The sequence below is a fragment of the Rhodococcus oxybenzonivorans genome, assembly GCF_003130705.1.
GTDB lineage: Bacteria > Actinomycetota > Actinomycetes > Mycobacteriales > Mycobacteriaceae > Rhodococcus_F > Rhodococcus_F oxybenzonivorans.
The window spans coordinates 3285069-3302312 of record NZ_CP021354.1 but is presented as its reverse complement, the minus strand read 5'-3'; the positions used below and the strand labels follow the sequence as shown (position 1 = coordinate 3302312).

The 17244-nt window shown below is 66.3% G+C and carries 19 protein-coding genes; 16 read left to right on the top strand and 3 right to left on the bottom strand.

Translation table 11 applies throughout. The features are described from left to right. The first annotated feature begins 83 nt into the window (after positions 1–83). The 5 genes from CBI38_RS15585 to CBI38_RS38430 all read left to right on the top strand — a co-directional run bounded on the left by CBI38_RS15585 (position 84) and on the right by CBI38_RS38430 (position 5509). Positions 84–1433 (top strand): ABC transporter substrate-binding protein, encoded by a 1350-nt coding sequence (locus CBI38_RS15585; protein ID WP_109330136.1) that lies wholly within the window; start codon positions 84–86, stop codon positions 1431–1433. After that, entirely contained in the window at positions 1430–2377 is a 948-nt protein-coding gene (locus CBI38_RS15580; RefSeq protein ID WP_109330134.1) for a carbohydrate ABC transporter permease, read from the top strand. Before CBI38_RS15585 ends, CBI38_RS15580 begins: the two co-directional genes overlap by 4 nt. Before the next feature lie 2 nt (positions 2378–2379). Then, entirely contained in the window at positions 2380–3204 is an 825-nt protein-coding gene (locus tag CBI38_RS15575) for a carbohydrate ABC transporter permease (RefSeq protein ID WP_109335115.1), read from the top strand. A gap of 51 nt (positions 3205–3255) precedes the next feature. After that, positions 3256–4905, top strand: a complete 1650-nt coding sequence (locus tag CBI38_RS15570; RefSeq protein ID WP_109330132.1) for a glycoside hydrolase family 13 protein — start codon at positions 3256–3258, stop codon at positions 4903–4905. A gap of 76 nt (positions 4906–4981) precedes the next feature. Then, the gene (locus CBI38_RS38430) at positions 4982–5509 is read left to right on the top strand and encodes a hypothetical protein (protein WP_204164936.1); all 528 of its coding nucleotides are present in this window, start codon (positions 4982–4984) and stop codon (positions 5507–5509) included. Between the two features lie 412 nt (positions 5510–5921). On the opposite strand, the gene CBI38_RS15555 is transcribed toward CBI38_RS38430, so the two are convergent. Both CBI38_RS15555 and CBI38_RS15550 read right to left on the bottom strand, forming a co-directional pair. Next, positions 5922–6362, bottom strand: coding sequence for an SRPBCC family protein (locus CBI38_RS15555; protein ID WP_109330127.1), 441 nt, complete (start codon positions 6360–6362; stop codon positions 5922–5924). A 231-nt stretch (positions 6363–6593) separates the two neighbouring features. Then, positions 6594–6899, bottom strand: a complete 306-nt coding sequence (locus CBI38_RS15550; RefSeq protein WP_109335114.1) for a hypothetical protein — start codon at positions 6897–6899, stop codon at positions 6594–6596. Positions 6900–7672: 773 nt separating this feature from the next. On the opposite strand from CBI38_RS15550, the gene CBI38_RS15545 reads away from it, so the two are divergent. From CBI38_RS15545 to CBI38_RS15495, 11 genes are all read left to right on the top strand, one after another. Then, a complete protein-coding gene (locus CBI38_RS15545; RefSeq protein WP_109335113.1) occupies positions 7673–7951 on the top strand; it encodes a hypothetical protein in 279 nt (92 codons plus the stop codon). A 429-nt stretch (positions 7952–8380) separates the two neighbouring features. Continuing rightward, the gene (locus CBI38_RS15540) at positions 8381–9088 is read left to right on the top strand and encodes a hypothetical protein (RefSeq protein ID WP_109330125.1); all 708 of its coding nucleotides are present in this window, start codon (positions 8381–8383) and stop codon (positions 9086–9088) included. A 61-nt stretch (positions 9089–9149) separates the two neighbouring features. Continuing rightward, positions 9150–9368, top strand: a complete 219-nt coding sequence (locus CBI38_RS15535) for a hypothetical protein (RefSeq protein ID WP_109330123.1) — start codon at positions 9150–9152, stop codon at positions 9366–9368. Positions 9369–9380: 12 nt separating this feature from the next. After that, positions 9381–10766 (top strand): Hsp70 family protein, encoded by a 1386-nt coding sequence (locus CBI38_RS15530; RefSeq protein WP_162603239.1) that lies wholly within the window; start codon positions 9381–9383, stop codon positions 10764–10766. A 185-nt stretch (positions 10767–10951) separates the two neighbouring features. Further along, positions 10952–11314: a cupin domain-containing protein gene (locus CBI38_RS15525; protein WP_109335112.1), complete on the top strand. Its 363-nt coding sequence runs from the start codon at positions 10952–10954 to the stop codon at positions 11312–11314. A gap of 201 nt (positions 11315–11515) precedes the next feature. Beyond that, complete coding sequence (locus tag CBI38_RS15520; protein ID WP_204164935.1) at positions 11516–12100, top strand: biotin transporter BioY; 585 nt, start codon at positions 11516–11518, stop codon at positions 12098–12100. After that, complete coding sequence (locus CBI38_RS15515; RefSeq protein ID WP_109330120.1) at positions 12097–13218, top strand: class I adenylate-forming enzyme family protein; 1122 nt, start codon at positions 12097–12099, stop codon at positions 13216–13218. Before CBI38_RS15520 ends, CBI38_RS15515 begins: the two co-directional genes overlap by 4 nt. Further along, the gene (locus CBI38_RS15510; protein ID WP_109330118.1) at positions 13215–14342 is read left to right on the top strand and encodes a thiolase family protein; all 1128 of its coding nucleotides are present in this window, start codon (positions 13215–13217) and stop codon (positions 14340–14342) included. The genes CBI38_RS15515 and CBI38_RS15510 overlap by 4 nt, the downstream gene beginning before the upstream one ends. Then, entirely contained in the window at positions 14339–15019 is a 681-nt protein-coding gene (locus CBI38_RS15505) for an energy-coupling factor ABC transporter ATP-binding protein (RefSeq protein ID WP_109330116.1), read from the top strand. The genes CBI38_RS15510 and CBI38_RS15505 overlap by 4 nt, the downstream gene beginning before the upstream one ends. Further along, positions 15016–15618 (top strand): energy-coupling factor transporter transmembrane component T family protein, encoded by a 603-nt coding sequence (locus tag CBI38_RS15500; RefSeq protein ID WP_109330114.1) that lies wholly within the window; start codon positions 15016–15018, stop codon positions 15616–15618. Before CBI38_RS15505 ends, CBI38_RS15500 begins: the two co-directional genes overlap by 4 nt. After that, positions 15611–17005 (top strand): AMP-binding protein, encoded by a 1395-nt coding sequence (locus tag CBI38_RS15495; protein WP_109330113.1) that lies wholly within the window; start codon positions 15611–15613, stop codon positions 17003–17005. The genes CBI38_RS15500 and CBI38_RS15495 overlap by 8 nt, the downstream gene beginning before the upstream one ends. A 4-nt stretch (positions 17006–17009) precedes the next feature. Here CBI38_RS15495 and CBI38_RS15490 read toward each other — a convergent pair whose 3' ends face one another. Beyond that, positions 17010–17243: an AtuA-related protein gene (locus CBI38_RS15490; RefSeq protein WP_109335110.1), complete on the bottom strand. Its 234-nt coding sequence runs from the start codon at positions 17241–17243 to the stop codon at positions 17010–17012. Between the last annotated feature and the right edge of the window lies 1 nt (position 17244).

The following is a 17244-nucleotide window of genomic DNA, read 5'->3' as shown; positions in this document are numbered from 1 at the left end:
ACGACCTTGATTTCGGAAGCGCTTCCGACATATGCTGCGGAAGCGCTTCCGAAATGTGATGCGCGTCTCAATGCGGAGGAGTTATGGACTCACACCACTCGACCCGGCCCGGGTGGGCGCGCAGGTTCGCCGCCCTCGCGGGCGCCGCGATGCTGCCGACTGTGGTGGCGTGCGCGCCGCCGGGCAGCGGCAACACCGTGACCGCACCGACCGACCCGATACCGGTGAATATCGATCTCGGCACCGACCCGATCGAGTTGACCTTGTACGACGGGGCAGGCTTGAAAAAGATCGATGAGGCGATGATCGCGGCGTTCACTTCACGCCATCCGAACGTGACCATCACGGCGCGCTACGACCCAGACGAGGTTCAGGCCGTCAACGCCCCGCGGGTGCTCGCGTCGGAGAATCCGCCGGACATCGCGCGGATCATCGCGCTCCCCGCCGCGGTGGCCAACCACCAGCTCACCGAACTCGATTCGTGGGCCGACGCCTACGGCTGGAACGAGCTACCGGAGGAGCAGATGGCCATGTACCGCGTCGGTGCGAACGGTGTGCGCGGCACCGGCCCGCAGTACACGATGGCCAGCGGGTTCACCCTGACGGGGCTCTACTACAACAAGGACCTCGCGACCCGCATCGGAATGAACTCACCGCCGACCACCGTCGAGCAATTCGAGCAGGCTCTGGCGTCGGCGAAGACTGCCGGACTGATCCCTGTGATGGCCGGCAACAAGAGCGCGCAGGTCACATTCCTGGTGCAGATGATGTTGAACAGCGCCCTCGGCCAGGACACGATCAACGACTGGGTCTTCAACGCTCCCGGCGCCACCCTCGACACCCCCGCCGGGGTCGACGCGGCTGCGGTCGTGGCCGATTGGGCGGCGAAGGGCTACTTCCCCAGCGACACCAACGGCACCGACGCCACCACCGCCGCCGGACGGTTCGCCGCCGGCGAAGCACTGTTCTACGTCTCCGGGAACTGGGATGCCGCGACCCTGCAGACGAAAATGGGCGAGAACGTTGGCTTCACCCTCCCACCCGCGCCTGCCGGGGCACCCGTCCTTGCCATGTCCGACCCGGTGTCGAACTTCGCGATTCCCGCTGGGTCGGACGACAAGAATGCCGCAGCGGCCTTCCTGAACTTCCTGCGCTCCGACGCCGGCCGGCAGGTCGCGGTCGACGCCGGCTTCGCCCCGTCCGGCACCGGCGAGGTCCCGGCCACCGCACCCGGCTCGCTGGGTTCCCAGATCCAGGTGGCCTTCAGCAGGTTGGTCGCCTCCGGCGGGCAGGTGCAGTTCGTCCAGAACGCCACCAACGGCATGTCTGGCACCTGGTTACCGCAGGTCCAGATGCTCGTCGCCGGACGAACCACGCCCGACGAGATGATGGCCGCCGTCCAATCCGCCTACGAGCAGGACCTCCTGAGATGACCTCCACAGCACATACCCCCCAGGCAGCCCCTGCCAGGGCGTTCCCGCACCGGGCAGCAACCCGGGCAAGGCGGAGCTCCCACGCCAAACGGGCACTGACCGGATGGCTGTTCGTCCTGCCCGCCGCGGCGGTGTACACCGTCTTCGTGCTCCGTCCGCTGCTGACCACCATCTGGTACTCCCTCTACAACTGGGATGGGATATCTGTCGGCAGCTGGGTAGGGCTGGGCAACTACCGCCGCGTACTCACCGACCCGCAACTCCTGTCCTCGATCGGGCACGCGTTCTTCCTCATCGCATTCTTCACAGTCCTCCCGGTGATCGGCGGCCTTCTCGTCGCCGCTCTGCTCCAGGAAATCCGCATCCACGGCCTCGGAACCCTCACCCGCACCATGCTTTTCCTGCCGCAGATCATCCCCGGCGCGGCCGCGGCCGTTGCCTGGGTGTGGATGTTCTCGAGCAACGGCACCGTGAACCAACTGCTCTCCGCCGTCGGTCTGGGCGGACTCACCCGCTCCTGGCTCGGCGACTTCGACTGGGCACTGCCCGCCGTCGGGATCATCGGCACCTGGCTGGGACTCGGCTTCTGCACCATCCTGCTCATGGCGGGCATCGGCAAAATCGACATCTCGATCTACGAAGCCGCCCGGATCGACGGCGCCGGCTTCTTCAGCACCTTCCGATACGTGACTGTTCCCGCCCTCCGCGCCGAAATCGGCGTCTGCGTCACCGTCACCATCATCGCCGCTCTCGCCAGCTTCGACATCGTGTTCATGTCCACCCAGGGCGGACCCGGCTACGCGACCACCGTTCCCGGTGTCCTCGTCTACCAACTCGGTTTCACCGAATCCCGGGTCGGCCTCGCCAGTGCACTCGCCGTCGTCCTCACCGGGCTGATTCTGCTGGTGATCCTGCCGATCCAGCGATTCTTCAGAGAGAAATGATCATGAAAACCTCCGTTCGTGAACGCATACCCGGACTCGTCCTGCTGTTCGGCACCATGATCTTCTCGATCCTGCCGTTGCTCAGCATGCTGACGGCGGCACTGCAGCCCCAGGGCACCGTCCCACTCGGGCTGTCGTGGCCGGCGAACCCGCAATGGCACAACTTCCTCGACGCCTGGCGCGTCGCCGAGGTGACCCCCCTTCTGGTCTCGAGCATCATCCTCGTCGCCGGCGTGGTCCCGGTCGCAGCTCTGTTCGCCGCCATGGCCGGTTACGCGCTCGGCCAGCTGAAGATCCCCGGCGGCACCGTCGTCTTTCTGCTCCTGCTGCTCGGGTTGACCCTCCCGAAGGAAGCAACGATCGTTCCCCTCTACTACCAGCTGCGCGAGATGAACCTGCTCAATACCCGACTCGGACTCATCCTGGTGCTGATCGGCACGTTCATGCCGTTCGCCGTCTTCTGGATGCGTGCCCATTTCCTGTCGATGCCGAAAGAGCTCACCGAGGCCGCAGACCTCGACGGGGCGGGCCCCTGGCAGGCCTTCCGGCACATCCAAATTCCGCTCGCCGTCCCGGCGCTGGCCTCACTGTGCCTACTGCTGTTCCTGTGGACCTGGAACACCTTCCTCCAGGCCATCGTCCTCATCGACGACCCCAGCAAACGCACCATGGCAGGCGCACTGCAGAATTTCGTCGGCCAATACTCCACCGACGTCGTCCTCCTCAACGCTGGATCGCTACTGATCATGGCGCCAACTGTCGTGGTGTTCCTGCTGTTTCAGCGCCACTTCGTCAAGGCGATGATCGCCGGCGCCGTGAAGGGCTGACCACCTCCGGATTTCGAACGCCCACTCCCACCAACACCTTCAGGGGAAACCATGCCCACAGCACGTCAGTGGTGGCACGACGCCGTCATCTACCAGGTGTACCTGCGCAGCTTCGCCGACTCCAACGGAGACGGGATCGGAGACATCAAAGGCCTCCAGGACCGCTTGCCGTATCTTGTCGACCTCGGCGTCGACGCCGTATGGATCACCCCCTGGTACCGATCGCCGATGGCGGACGGCGGCTACGACATCGCCGACTTCCGCGACATCGACCCGCTCTTCGGCACCCTCGACGACGCCGACACCCTGGTAGCCGCCGCCCACGCCGCCGGACTCCGCGTCATCATCGACCTTCCCGCCAACCACACTTCCGACATGCACCCCTGGTTCCAGGACGCCCTGCACACCGCTCCCTATTCCCGAGAGCGCGCCCGGTACTTCTTCCGCGACGGGCGCGGCAACGAGGGCGAACTTCCTCCGAACGACTGGATCAGCGCCTTCGGCGGACCGGCATGGACCCGCACCACCAGACCCGACGGACAACCTGGCCAGTGGTACCTGCACCTGTTCGCACCCGAACAACCCGACCTCGACTGGACCAACCCTGAGGTCCGCTCCGAATTCACCGACATCCTGCGGTTCTGGTTCGACCGCGGAGTCGACGGCATGCGCATCGACGCCGTATCGGCGATGGCCAAGGTCCCCGGACTCCCGGACGCGGGCCACCCGCCCGGAGCCCGATTCGAATCCAGCACTTGGGTCGACAACCCACACTGGGACGTCGACGAACTTCACAGCATCTTGCGCGAATTCCGCATCATCGCCGACACCTACGGGCCCGACCGCATGTTTGTCGCCGAAGCGATCGTCCGCAGCCCCGAGCGCCTCGCCCGCTACGTGCGCCCGGACGAACTGCACACCGCCTTCAACTTCGACTTTCCCCGAGCGGGCTGGAACCCGGCAGCGCTGCGCGAGGCCATCGACCGTAGCCGCAACGCGCTCCGCGAGGTCGGCGCGCCCGCCACCTGGGTGCTGTCGAGCCACGACGAGACCCGCCACCTCACCCGATTCGGACGCGCCGACACCAGCACCTTGCCCATGACCCTGATCGCCGGCACCGACTCCGACCTCGTTCTCGGCACCCGACGCGCCCGCGCCGCAGCACTTCTCATGCTCTCCCTGCCCGGCGGCGCCTACCTCTACCAGGGCGAAGAACTCGGCCTCGAGGAAGTAGCTGATCTCCCCGAAGAGCTGCTGCAGGACCCCACCTGGGAACGCTCCGGGCACACCATCCGCGGCCGCGACGGATGCCGGGTCCCGCTGCCGTGGGACGGTGACCTCCCACCCTTCGGATTTTGCAACAGTGGGACCCAACCGTGGCTTCCGCAGCCCGACATCTGGAAATCGAAGACCGTGGCCGCCGAATCCAACGACCCCGACTCGATGCTCACCCTCTACCGCACCGCACTTCACTTCCGACGCACCCTGCCCGCCCTACGCGGCGACTGCTTCGCCTGGCGACCGATGCCCACCGATGTCCTCGCCTTCGACCGTGGGCCGTCGTTTCGGTGCGTCGTGAACCTGTCTCGACAACCGCTTGCAATCGATCCGGACACCACCGTCCTGCTCGCCTCCGCCGACCTGACCGATGTCGGCTATCTGCCACCGGACACCGCCGTCTGGCTGCGCACACACCGATAGGGCGGTGACGCGACCACACCACCGATGAACGGTGTCGGGCAGGGACAGCCCGGGACCGGACCAGGAAGGAACAGCAGTGAACCCACACCTCCGACCACACCCGTCCCCCCACCAGCCCCACGACACGGTGGCCGACAATCGCCATCGTCGATGGCCGATCAGCTCAGCGTCACCACCACCGCTCGATTGGGAGGTTGAAGAGGTCCTCCGCTTCGCCCGAATCTGGGCGCCATACGGTGGAGCCCCCGCCGACGAGACATTCCACCACTTCGGCATGTCGACATCACGCTTCGTCGACAAACTGTGGGAAATCCTTCGTGATCGCCGACGCCGCCCGTACGACGCAGACCAACTCGCCGCCGTCTTTCCGCCGCCCGCCGCCCAGGCAGCAACATTCCAGGAAACATGCGTCGCCCATCCCGGGGCATATGCCAGTGGGGCGGTGCTCGGCGTTCACGCTACCAAGAAGGTCGGGAACAACCGGGAAGAATCCTGCAAGGTGTACGACGCATCAAACAAGCTGCTCGGTACCACGTACCGGACCACTTACGGGTTCTACGGAACGCCGCCGCAGGTAAATCCACCGGCTCAGTCGGCTCGTTGATCAACTGAGCGCGACCGCGACAGCCTTTGGTCGATGTCCTCGACACCCGGGCCGGACACGGGCGCTTTCGGCTGTCGTCGTTCACCACCGCTCAGCTGACGAGCCGAGCTGAGCAATCCGGCCGTACGCCCCTCTCTTCCTTAGTGATTCGCTTTTGCCAAACGCATAGCGGGCATGTTCACCGAATCCAGGTCGCTGAGACTCGGAATCGGAAACGAATCCGTTTCCGGTGCTTCATTACGTCGCTGGACCCACGACCCCATCAGCGGCGTCGCCTGGGTGCATACTCCTGCCATGACAGTCGACTCCTCCTGGTCGCAGTTCCTCTGGGTCGCGGTCATCTTCGTGGGTGTGCCCAGCATGATCGGTGCGGGCATTATCCGGCTGTCGTGCGGGTCCGGGCATTCGCGCGCTAATCTGCTGTGGTTTCGAGAAGGACCCTGAGCTTCTGGAGGTTCGCGGCGAATTCTCGGCGGAGGCTGGCCGCGACCAGCGGGTCACCGAGTTTGAAGAGGCCTTTCTGCTCCATCTGCATGTGACACGTCAATCGGGTCCCCTCGGCAGTTGCCTCGACCAGATACTCCGCCTCGAAACGACTCGGTCCCGAAGCCCCAGTGAAGGTGACCTTCGTGTTCGGTTCATAGTGGACGTACTCGTTCGTCAGCTCGAGCTTCCGCCCCATGAATTTGCGGACAACAACATGCTTGGTATCCACCCCCGGCGGTCCTTCTGTAACTCGGCGGACCTCCAACAGTCCCTCTTGCCATCGGGGAGCGTTGGTCTGGTCCGCTACAAAGGTGAACACTTCGCCGATCGGACGCGCGATAACGATGCTGTCCTCAACCTCGATCATGACGGCCTCCTGTGCGACCTCGCACCGTCGTGACATCAACTGGGCGGGGTGATGATGACCAGTATCTGCACCCTACTCGAGGAACCTCGTGGGCACGACACCTCGACGAGGGGCACGCGCAAAGGGGAGATATCGAGCAGACTGCCTCGTCGGTGCTGGCCCGGACCCATCTCGATGATGGCCGGGATTACCAAGCCCCGGCCATCTACGCGCGGTGCAGTGCGATCTGGGTTACGTGACCATCACGCTCCCGGTGAAGAAGAACGGCGCCGCATTACCGAAGCAGAACACGGTGGCATTGCCTTTCGCGAAACCGCTGAGCGTCCCTTTTCCCACCCCGAACGCACCGGTCTTGAAATTGAAGGCAGAGTCGAACCCGAAACAGGTCCAACTCTCCCCGGCCGGCACTGACACCGTCACTTCACCGGCCGCGCCCACACCGAGGGTCGGTACCGCCGTAGCGGTATCCGCCCCGAATACCATCGCCGGCGCGATCACGGCCGACGCAACAGCCGTCCGCACTGCCATCTTCTTCATCGTGCCCACCTCGTCTCGCACATTCCCGACTCTGGGGCGAGCGAGTAACGACCCCGAGGTTTCCAACTCGGAACGTTCCCACGCGTCCATGACATTCTCGAATTTCCCTGTAAACACGAGATTAAGCACATATTCACTGTCTTCCGAAACCGCGTATTGCGCACCCTCAGCTAGTCGGACGTCCAGTAAATTTGGGTGAGTGTTCAAGAAATTACTTCGAATGTATTCGCCGAAAGGTGAAACGTCCGGGACTGCTGATGGCGATAGGCGCAATAGGTTGGGGATCCACAGAAAAAAAGTTCAACAGAAAGAGGTGACCCGATATGGGTTCTGCAGGAATCGACTTCAGTGTGGCTATCGACGCGTTCCTCAAGTTCCTGAGCATCGCGCTCGGGATCGACATCGGCGTGGGCTGACCAGGGACATCGAGCGTACCCGAGCGTTTCGGCGCCCTGGAGTCCCTGGGCGCCGAAACTCGTGTGGACCAGACATTGCGCGCGTAGCCCGAGGATTGGAATAGCCGCGTACTGAACAAACGCCCAAATCAATGGGGTGCAAGAGCGGAATGGATTTGGGCAACTGACCAATTTATCGAAGCAACCCAAAGTCGTCGACCGTCGGCCTCAGGCCCCGCGTCGACGGTTACGGGTACTCCATTGCTCGAGCGATATCTCACGTAAACGGAACGACCCGCAAAAATGGTGTGCCGACCGATTGGCTGCGAAATCGCCGACTGTGACGGGCGCCCGAATACGAGGAAGGTCGAGTTCGGTATGAACATGTTTTGGGTGATTGCGGTCCTCGAGGCCACGCTGTTCGTGGTCGCTGTGTCTCTTGCTGCCGCGGTCACCGCGGATGCGATCTCTCGACGCAGGCACGGGCCGGACGGGGTCGAGGCTGCGACCTCACGCTCGAAGCCCCCGCTGCTGACCATCGAGGCGGTCGACCGTGTTCGGGACTGGCACCGAGTCGCGGTACGGGCATTTGCGGTCTGCATCACTGGCTCTGTCCTCGTGGTCGCGGCCGTCGGGATGCTGCTGATCGTGGGATGAAACTTCTGGCGCATCACGCCGACAGCCGTCGGAATCCGACGGATTGACGCTATTCGGCACGTCGCACTGCACATCATGACTGGTGTGACTGGTGCCACAACTGATTGACTTCGGCGAGCCGAAGATTTCTACTTACCTCCCACAAACAAGGGCAGCCTTAGCTACACCTGCGAACCGGTTGGAAGGAGTCGCGTGGCCACATCGGAATACCGTTTCTCCGAAGGCGGCGCTACTACACCTGCGACCGGGCCCTTTCGACCGCAGTCTGATCGTCTTTGCCACTGCAACGCCCGAGCTTTGCGAGGTCTGACAGGAATCTCCTGACAGACCTTCCCATCACGGATTGGCGTCCGGGGCAGCGAGCGCCAACAACCGCACCCAGCGATGTGCGGGCGTTGTTGCGTCACTTCTCACCAGAACCGGATCCCGATGTACCCCACCTCTTCCGACCCGGCCGACGAATCCGGGTCACCCACCGTGATCTCACCGGTCACCCCGATCGCCCCCCGACGGCTCCGCACCGACACGGTCTCGTGGGGACCGATGCACGGAGTGCCCCCGCGCGCACGCAAGCGCCTGCTGCCGATTCCGCCGGGCGAGCCGGAGAAACCGCTCGTACTGCACGATTCGTGGGCGATCGTGGGCGCAGCCGCGGTAGTCGCGTCGGCGGTGGTGGCCGCGGCGGTGTGGGTCTCGACGCATATCGAGGTCGACCCCGTCCTGCACACTGCGGCGTTGTTCGTGCACCTCGCATCGCTCGTGCTCGGGTTCGGCGGGGTCCTGATCGCCGACTATCTGGTGCTGGTGTGGATTTCAGGCCGGTCCACACTCGCCGAAGCCATCCGGGGCGCGGAACGACTGCACCTGCCGATCTGGGTCGGTCTCGCCGGTCTCATCGGCAGCGGAGCGTTCCTCGAACCGAACCTGAACTCTGCGCTCACCCAGACAAAAGTGGTCCTGGTGTTGGTGCTGACCGTCAACGGCCTGCAGGCGCTGATTCTGAGTCGCCGCATTGCGCACAGCACCGCCCCGCACCTACCTCTGCAGCTGACCGTGTGGGGCGCGGCAACCGCGACGATTTCGCAGGTCTGCTGGTGGGGCGCCGTCTGGATCGGTTTCTGGAATGCCCAGCACTGATTCCCCAGCTACCACTCAGTTCTTCTACTGCTCAGTCCCATGTGAAGGAAGGCACCACTCGATGACCACGTCCTCCTTCTGCAGAAACGGCCTGCGCCGCACCACCCGGCGCGGCGCCAGCCTCGGCGACCGCCTGCACTCCGGCGCGCTCAGCGGACGTGGCGACGCATTCCGGACACCAAAGTCGTTACCTCGCAGCGATGCTGCTTGCGACCTCTGGCAAACCGGACCGCAGGACGAGCACGACGGTATCTTCGGCCGCCTGCGCCCTGCGGACTGAATGGGCGGGACCATGACACGAGGCCTCGGACTGAGCATCGGGACTGCACGGGCCATCGCAGTGAGCATGAGCGAGGACGGCACGTCGACGGTGTCGCGTCGCTCCACCTTGACGTTCGGTACCCAGTCGACGGTGCGACTGGGTGACGATCCTGGCGGCGAGGGGGTGGTAGCGGATCTCGCGCACCGCCCCGGTGAGGTGCGCGTTGCGGGAGACGGCTACCGCTACACGGGGGAGGATTTGATTGCCGCCGCCGCCTACTGCCTCGTGGCTGAGGCGAATCCGCCGGAGGACGTCCCCATTGTGCTCACCACCGCGGCGGCGCACCCCCGAGGCGCCGGGAACACGCTTCGAACAGCGTTGGACCGTGCCGGGCTGGGCCGAGTGGGACTGGTCGCCGAACCCGTCGCCGCCGTTGCGTGCCTCGAGTTCGAACGCGGCCCACTCGGTGACGGTCTCGCCCTTGTCTGCAACGTCGACGCCGGCAGCCTGGACCTCACCGTCGTGGCGATCGGCACGGCGTGGAGGTCCGACCCTATCGTCGGGCGTCCGCTGCGCTTCGACGAGCGTTGCGCGACATCACCCGTCACCAATGACCGCATTCCGACCCTGGAACTCGTCGCCGACTGTCTATCCATAGCCGAAGTGACCTGCGACGACCTCGACGTCATCGTCGTGTCCGGCGAGTCAGCCGCCGATTCCACAGTGATGCAGTCACTTTCGCAGTTGGGTAGGCCGATCCTCTCCTGCCCGGAGCCTGGCAGCATGGCCGCTCGGGGGGCGGCCGCTCTGGCAGCGGCGTCGTCCATGGACGATGTTCCCGCAGCGACGAGCCCCCGGAACCCGTGGCCCCGGCGGGTAGCGATCGCCTCGGTCGCAGCTGCCGTCGTGCTCGCTATGCCGTTGTTGACCCGGGGATCGGAACCGGATCCGGTCATCACCTCCGCGACCAGTGGTGCACCCGGTCTCGGCGTACGGTTGGTCGAGCAGAGCGCACGACCGCACGTGCCGCCCCGGCGCATGACGCGCGACGCACCAACCCCTCCTGCCGCAGTGGAGGAATCCGTGCTGCCGGAGGATGCATTCGCGGCGGTCGTCCCGATCATCGTCCGCGCACCGGTCGCGGTAGTGCCCGCCGCCCTTCCTGCCTCTGCAGATACCCACCACCCTGACTCCGACAGCACGACCAGCACCACGGCGGCGGCACCGTCGAGATCGCCAGCGCCTGAATCATCGTTCGGCCCGAAGTCGGCGCCGCATCCAGAGCCGCCGGTCACCCCCGATCCGACCACGCAACAGCCCGAACCCGATCCGACCGCAGCACCGGAAACACCGGAACCCACTCCCACCGACGAGAGCGAACCGGATGCCGAGACTTCGGTACCGTCGACCCCCTGACACCCGCTCGGCGTAGGCGAGAGGGCTGATCCGGGCGGATGCGGTCGCTCGATATTGCGGTGAACCCGGATCGCCACTCAGAATTGAAAGTGCCAGGAATCCGCTTTACCTATGGTTCCCTGCGTTTGCCAGGGCGAAGGTCCGCCGCATCGCGGGTGCCGCCACAACGACGTGGGAGGACAATGATGTCCGGTCTCATCCGTAAGAGTCTCGATTCACCCGAGGAAACCCGCCCCTTCGAGGATGACAAGGGCAAACTCGAACTCGTCAACGTCCCTTCCGGCGCTGTGGGTAGGGCCACCTTCCAGCCCGGCTGGCAGTGGTCCAAGCACGTCAAACCGATAGCAAAGACAGACAGCTGTCAAGCGGCTCACATGGGTTATGTCATCTCGGGTCGCATGAAGATCGTCATGGACGACGGCGAGGACATGGAGTTCGGCCCCGGTGATCTCATGGTCTGCCCGCCAGGTCACGACGCGTGGATTCTCGGCGATGAGCCCTGCGTGTTCATCGACTGGACCGGCGTCGCCGATTACGCCAAGCGGTAGGCGGCAGCGCCGCATGTCTGTGATGACGGTCCTCTGGGAAGGCGGGCACACGTAGACGGCGACGTCACCGGTCAAGGGGTTCCGTCAGTGGACGACGCATGCGCCGGGCGTGTGCCGCATCGGGTCGGGGAGCCGGCCGCACCGTTGCCCGCGTCGACCTGCTACCTTGAACGTCGTTCAAGTTCAGCTGGAGGAGTCGTCATGACGGATGTCGGGAGTGCTCGGGTGTCGAGGCTCGGTATTTCAGCGCGCGACATGGCGCAGATCGCGGTGTTCGCCGCGCTGATCGCGGCGCTGGGACTCCCCGGCGCCATCACGGTCGGCTTCAGCGGAGTGCCGATCACACTGCAGACACTCGGTGTCATCCTCGCAGGCGCGGTGCTCGGCGCGCGCAAGGGCACAGCCGCCGTCGCGGTCTTCATCGCACTGACCCTGATCGGTCTGCCCCTGCTGTCCGGTGGGCGCACCGGACTGACCGCACTCGCGGGCCCCAGCGCCGGATACCTCGTCGGCTGGATTCCCGCGACGCTGGTCATCGGCCTGCTCACCGCCCGGATCCTCCCGAAGTATCCGATCGCGCTCGGCCTTCTGGTCAACGCCCTCGGTGGGATCGTCGTCATCTACGTCTTCGGCACCATCGGACTCCTGCTCCGCACCGATCTGGGTGTTGGTGCCGCGATCACCACCAACTTCGCGTTCATCCCCGGTGACCTGCTCAAGGTCGTCGTCGCGACCGTGGTCGCCAAGAGCGTGCATCGCGCGTACCCCGGCCTCATCCGTACGTGAGTTTCGAGCTCGGCGGCTCCGGCGATCAGCCAGCTCTCGACTTCGAAGACCGCACCTATACCTACGCCGAACTCGACCGGGCCATCGACCGATGGATCCTCGAGCACGGCCCGGGTACGCCTGCCTATGACGCGTCGACGCTCCCGGTCCCGGATGCGCTGATCTGCGTGTGCGCCGCGGTGCGGCAGGGGACGGCAGTCATCGTCGAGGACCCCACGGCGCGTCCGGACCGCTCGGTGATTCCACCGTCCGCTTTTCTGCTGGTCGCGACGTCCGGCTCCACCGGCAGGCCGCGTCCGCTCGCGCGCACCGCGGCATCCTGGGTCGACAGCTTCCCGGCATTCACCGCGATCACCGGCATCGACGCGACCGACCATGTGCTGATCACCGGCCCGTTGCACGCCACGATGCACCTGTTCGGCGCAGTGCACGCACTCTGGCGAGGTGCGTGCGTCACCGACGACCCGTCCCGGGCGACGGTGGTGCACGCCGTCCCCGCCGTCCTGCGGGACGTGGTCCGGAAGGCGCCGAAACTCCGCACGGCGATCGTCGCCGGCACCGCCCTGGACGACGGCGCCCGCGCGGTGGCGGACGGCATCGACATCGTCGAGTACTACGGCGCCGCGGAACTGTCCCTTGTTGCGGCGCGTCGGGTGCCTGAACCGCTCCGGCTGCTGGACGGCGTCGACGCCGACATTCGCGACGGTCTGCTGTATGTCCGGTCGCCGTATAGCGTGATCGGACTCCCGGAGTGGTTCGGCGTCGGTGACCTGGCCGAACTCGGCGACAACGGTGAGCTGACGGTGCGCGGCCGGGGCGAATCCGCGATCAACGTCGGCGGCACCACGGTGGTCGCCGAGGATGTCGAGCGCATCCTCGAGACGCTCGACGGTGTCGCCGCGGCCGCCGTCGTCGGATCGCCGCATTCGGTGCTCGGCGAGACCGTCACCGCCGTGGTGGAACTCGACGGCACCGCGGAGATCGGGGAGATCCGTTCCCGCGCGCGCCGCACGCTGACGAAGGAAGCGCTGCCCCGCCGTTGGGTGCCGATCGAGTCGATGCCGCGGACCGCCAGCGGCAAGGTCGCCCGAGGTCGAGTGAGAGACTGGCTGGCATGAGCTCTGACCCTGTTCTGGTGGCGCCGCGTCGGACGCCGATCGGCAATGCCGGGCACGGGTTCGCCGATCTGACCACCACTGATCTGGCCGCCCCCGTGCTGCGCGAGGTTCTGACGTCGCTACGGGAGTCGGGCATCGATGCCGAGGTCGACGATGTCGTCCTCGGCAACTGCCTCGGGCCGGGCGGTGATCCTGCGCGGGTCGCGGCGCTGCAGGCGGGGATGGGTGTGGAAGTTCCCGGTGTCACCGTCGACCGGCAGTGCGGTTCCGGCCTCGACGCGGTGATGCAGGCCGCGCTCCGTGTGCGCAGCGGCGCCGACGAGCTGGTCCTGGCGGGAGGCGTCGAATCGGCGAGCACGGCGCCGTGGCGGTTCTGGCCGCCGGTGTCGGGCGCCGATCCGGTGCGCTACACCCGTGCTCCCTTTGCGCCGCAAGGCTTTCCCGACCCCGACATGGGCGTCGCTGCCGACGATCTCGCGCGGATTCGCGGCATCAGCCGTGAACGGCAGGACGCGTACGCGGCGCGGTCGCACACGCTCGCGGCCGCCGCCGACTTCTCGTCGGAAATCGTGCCGATCGGTGACATCGTGCGGGACCAGCGCATTCGCGCAGGCATGACCGAGGCCAGGCTCGCGCGGCTGCGCCCCAGTTTCGGTGCCGACGGGACGGCCACGGCGGGAAACTCCTGCGGCATCTCGGACGGCGCCGCCGTGCTGGCGGTGACGACCGAGTCTCTGGCCGCCGGATTGCCTGCCCTGCGAATCCTCGGATCCGCCGTCGCGGGATCGGACCCGGCGCTGCCCGGACTCGGACCGGTTCCCGCGATCCGCAAACTCCTGAAGAGAACCGGATACGACGTGGCGGATCTGGGCGTCGTCGAGATCACCGAGGCCTTCGCGTCGGTGGTGCTGGCGGTGTCGGACGAGCTCGGCCTGGACGAGTCGGTGATCTGCCCTCAGGGCGGCGCCATCGCCATGGGACATCCGTGGGGCGCGTCGGGTGCGATCTTGTTGGTGCGCTTGGCCAGTCAGATGCTGCGCGAGGGCGGACCCGCGCTCGGGCTCGCGGCCTGCGCCATCGGCGGCGGACAGGGCATCGCGATGCTCGTGGAGCGTGTGTCGTGAGTGAGATCGTCTTCGATTCGGTGACCCACGCCTTCGGGGACCGCCCGGTGCTACGCGGCGTCGACCTGCGATTCTCCGAGCGCCGGGTCGGCATCATCGGTTCCAACGGTTCCGGCAAGTCGACGCTGGCGCGCATGATCAACGGGTTGCTGAAGCCCACCTCCGGCACCGTCACGGTCGACGGTGTCGACGCCGCCAAAAAGGGCGCGCAGGTGCGCCGCAAGGTCGGGTTCGTGTTCACCGACCCCGACACTCAGATCGTCATGCCCACGGTGTCCGAGGATCTGGCGTTCTCGCTGCGCCGCTCCGGTCTGAGCAAACAGGAGATCGCCGGCCGCGTCGAGGAGATCCTGGTGCGGTTCCGGCTCGACCAGCACGCCGACCACCCCGCGCACCTGCTGTCCGGGGGTCAGAAGCAGCTGCTCGCCATCGGCGCCGTCCTCATCCGCAGGCCCGAGGTGGTCATCGCCGACGAGCCGACGACGCTGCTGGATCTGCGGAACGCGCGCGTCGTCTCCGAAGCACTCGATTCGATGGACCAGCAGGTGATCGTCGTGACCCACCAACTGGCGCTGCTGGAGAGTTTCGAACGGGTCATCGTCATCGACGACGGTCTCGTGGCGTTCGACGGCAGCCCGGACGACGCCGTTCCCGCGTACCGGCAGTTGGTCGAATGATCGGCCTGTACCGCCCGGGCGACTCACTCCTGCACAGGATGCCCGCAGGGCTGAAACTGCTGCTGTTGATCGCGTCGATCGTCACGGCCACCGTGTTCGTGCGCACCCCGCTCGAGGTCGGCGTCGTCGTCCTGGTGGTGGGTTTGCTGTTCGCGGTCGCCTCCATTCCGTGGCGGGTCGCCGTGGCGCAGTTGCGTCCGGTGGTGTGGATGTTGGGGATCATCGCCATCTTTCAGGTGCTGATCACGTCGCCCGCGCGGGCGGTCGTCGTGTGCGGGGTGCTGCTGATCTCGGTGGCGCTCGCCGCGTTGGTCACGCTCACCACCCGGGTCACCGACATGCTCGACACGGTGTCGCGTGCACTCGGGCCGTTGCGGAGGTTCGGGGTCGACCCGGACCGGATCGGGCTCCTGCTCGCGTTGGCGATCCGGTGTATCCCGCTGCTGACGGGGATCGTGCAGGACGTGGCGCAGGCACGGAAGGCACGCGGGTTGCAATGGTCGATGACGGCGCTGGCCACACCGGTTCTGGTGCGTGCACTCCGGACTGCGGATGCGATGGGCGACGCCCTCGTCGCACGGGGAGTCGACGATGACTGAACTGCTCGCCGAGCGTGTCGCTCGACGGGCCGCCGAGAACCCGGAGACGACAGCGGTCGTGTCCGCACGCGAGACCGTCGACTACGGCCGGTTCTGGTCGCGGGTCACGCGCACCGCCGCCGGGCTCGACGGCATGAACCGGGTTGCCGTGCTGCCGACGTCGGATGTGGGGTCGCTGGTCGCGGTGACGGCGGCGATGCACGCGGGAGTCAGCGTCGTGCTGCTGCACCGACACCTCCTGCCCGCGCAGCTGACGCGGGTGCTCGAGCTCGCGAAACCCGGTGCCGTGGTGGCCGTGTCGCACCAGCACGCCAGGTTGCGGAGACTGGGATTCGACGGGACCGTCGAGACGGCGGAGAGCCTCGAATCCGACGGCGCCGCGGATCGGGCGCGTCCCGACACCGAACTGCTGGTCGGCATCACGTCCGGCACCACCGGTGAGCCGAAGCTGTTCGTGCGCAACCAGCGATCCTGGGCCACCACCCTCGACCGCTCCGACGCGACCTTCGACATCGGTCGCGGGGATCGTGTGGCGGTGCCCGGAGTTCTCGACCACACCCATTTCCTGTACGGCGCGCTGCACGGCCTCACTCGCGGGGCGACGGTGGATCTGCGCCCGGTCACGCACTCGCTGCGCGACGCGGCGACACATCTGTATTCGGTACCCACCATCGCGTGGGATGTGGTGCGGGCGGGGGTCGGTCCGGTCGGCAGCGTCCGGGAGGTGCTGTCCTCGGCGGCCCGGTGGCCGCGCACCGGGCGTCAGGCATTGCAGGAGGTGCTGCCCAACGCGTCGCTCGTGCACTTCTACGGCGCCTCCGAACTGAGCTTCGTATCCTTCGACCGGGGTCTCGGCGCCGCCGACGAGCATGCGGCAGGCGAGCTGTTCGACGGCGTCGACGCCGAAATTCGCGAGGGCCTCGTTCACGTGCGCAGCGACATGCTGTTCGACGGCTACCTCACCGAGGACGGCGTGGTGAACGGCCCCGCCGACGGGTGGATGACGGTGGGGGACCGCGGCCGCGTGGCAGGCAACAGTCTGCAGTTGTTCGGCCGGGACAGCGACACGGTGATCCGGGCGGGACTCAATGTGGAACCCGCGGCCATCGAGGCGGCGTTGACCGCGCTTCCCGGGATCACGGAGGCTGCGTGCATCGGAGTACCGGACAGCCGGATGGGCGAGGCACCAGCCGCTGCGATCGTGGTCGACGGCGACGGGCCTAGTTCCAGCGAGATCTGGCGGCATCTGCGCGCCACGTTGCCGAGCCCGAGCATGCCGGTTCAGGTTCTCGCGGTCGACAGTTTGCCGCGCACACCGCGCGGCAAACTCGATCGGCGGGCGCTCGCCGCCGTCCTGTCGGCGTCGCGGGACCGGAATCCCGTGTAGCCGGTCAGATTTCGAGGCTCAGCAGGTGATAGCCCAGCGTCTTGCCGTGTCCGTCGAGTGCGGGTGAGCCCGTGACCCCGCCGCCGAGGACGCCGGGCAACTCGAACACCATCGCCATGAGGTTCGGTGCGACGGCCCGGTCCCTGGCCAGCACGGCGAGGATGAGCATGTCGCCCTTGTCGCCGGCACGGACGTCTGCGAGGGTGTCGATCTTCTGAACAGTTGCGGGCCTGGTCATG

Excerpts from the sequence above, each read along its gene's own strand:
- CBI38_RS15580 (WP_109330134.1), top strand. The coding sequence starts at position 1,430 with ATGACCTCCACAGCACATACCCCCCAGGCAGCCCCTGCCAGGGCGTTC.
- CBI38_RS15500 (WP_109330114.1), top strand. The coding sequence starts at position 15,016 with ATGATCGGCCTGTACCGCCCGGGCGACTCACTCCTGCACAGGATGCCC.
- CBI38_RS15510 (WP_109330118.1), top strand. The coding sequence starts at position 13,215 with ATGAGCTCTGACCCTGTTCTGGTGGCGCCGCGTCGGACGCCGATCGGC.
- CBI38_RS15540 (WP_109330125.1), top strand. The coding sequence starts at position 8,381 with ATGTACCCCACCTCTTCCGACCCGGCCGACGAATCCGGGTCACCCACC.
- CBI38_RS15545 (WP_109335113.1), top strand. The coding sequence starts at position 7,673 with ATGAACATGTTTTGGGTGATTGCGGTCCTCGAGGCCACGCTGTTCGTG.
- CBI38_RS15490 (WP_109335110.1), bottom strand. The coding sequence starts at position 17,243 with ATGACCAGGCCCGCAACTGTTCAGAAGATCGACACCCTCGCAGACGTC.
- CBI38_RS15520 (WP_204164935.1), top strand. The coding sequence starts at position 11,516 with ATGACGGATGTCGGGAGTGCTCGGGTGTCGAGGCTCGGTATTTCAGCG.
- CBI38_RS15575 (WP_109335115.1), top strand. The coding sequence starts at position 2,380 with ATGAAAACCTCCGTTCGTGAACGCATACCCGGACTCGTCCTGCTGTTC.
- CBI38_RS15530 (WP_162603239.1), top strand. The coding sequence starts at position 9,381 with ATGACACGAGGCCTCGGACTGAGCATCGGGACTGCACGGGCCATCGCA.
- CBI38_RS15535 (WP_109330123.1), top strand. The coding sequence starts at position 9,150 with ATGACCACGTCCTCCTTCTGCAGAAACGGCCTGCGCCGCACCACCCGG.
- CBI38_RS15525 (WP_109335112.1), top strand. The coding sequence starts at position 10,952 with ATGTCCGGTCTCATCCGTAAGAGTCTCGATTCACCCGAGGAAACCCGC.
- CBI38_RS15555 (WP_109330127.1), bottom strand. The coding sequence starts at position 6,362 with ATGATCGAGGTTGAGGACAGCATCGTTATCGCGCGTCCGATCGGCGAA.
- CBI38_RS15570 (WP_109330132.1), top strand. The coding sequence starts at position 3,256 with ATGCCCACAGCACGTCAGTGGTGGCACGACGCCGTCATCTACCAGGTG.
- CBI38_RS15585 (WP_109330136.1), top strand. The coding sequence starts at position 84 with ATGGACTCACACCACTCGACCCGGCCCGGGTGGGCGCGCAGGTTCGCC.
- CBI38_RS15495 (WP_109330113.1), top strand. The coding sequence starts at position 15,611 with ATGACTGAACTGCTCGCCGAGCGTGTCGCTCGACGGGCCGCCGAGAAC.
- CBI38_RS15550 (WP_109335114.1), bottom strand. The coding sequence starts at position 6,899 with ATGAAGAAGATGGCAGTGCGGACGGCTGTTGCGTCGGCCGTGATCGCG.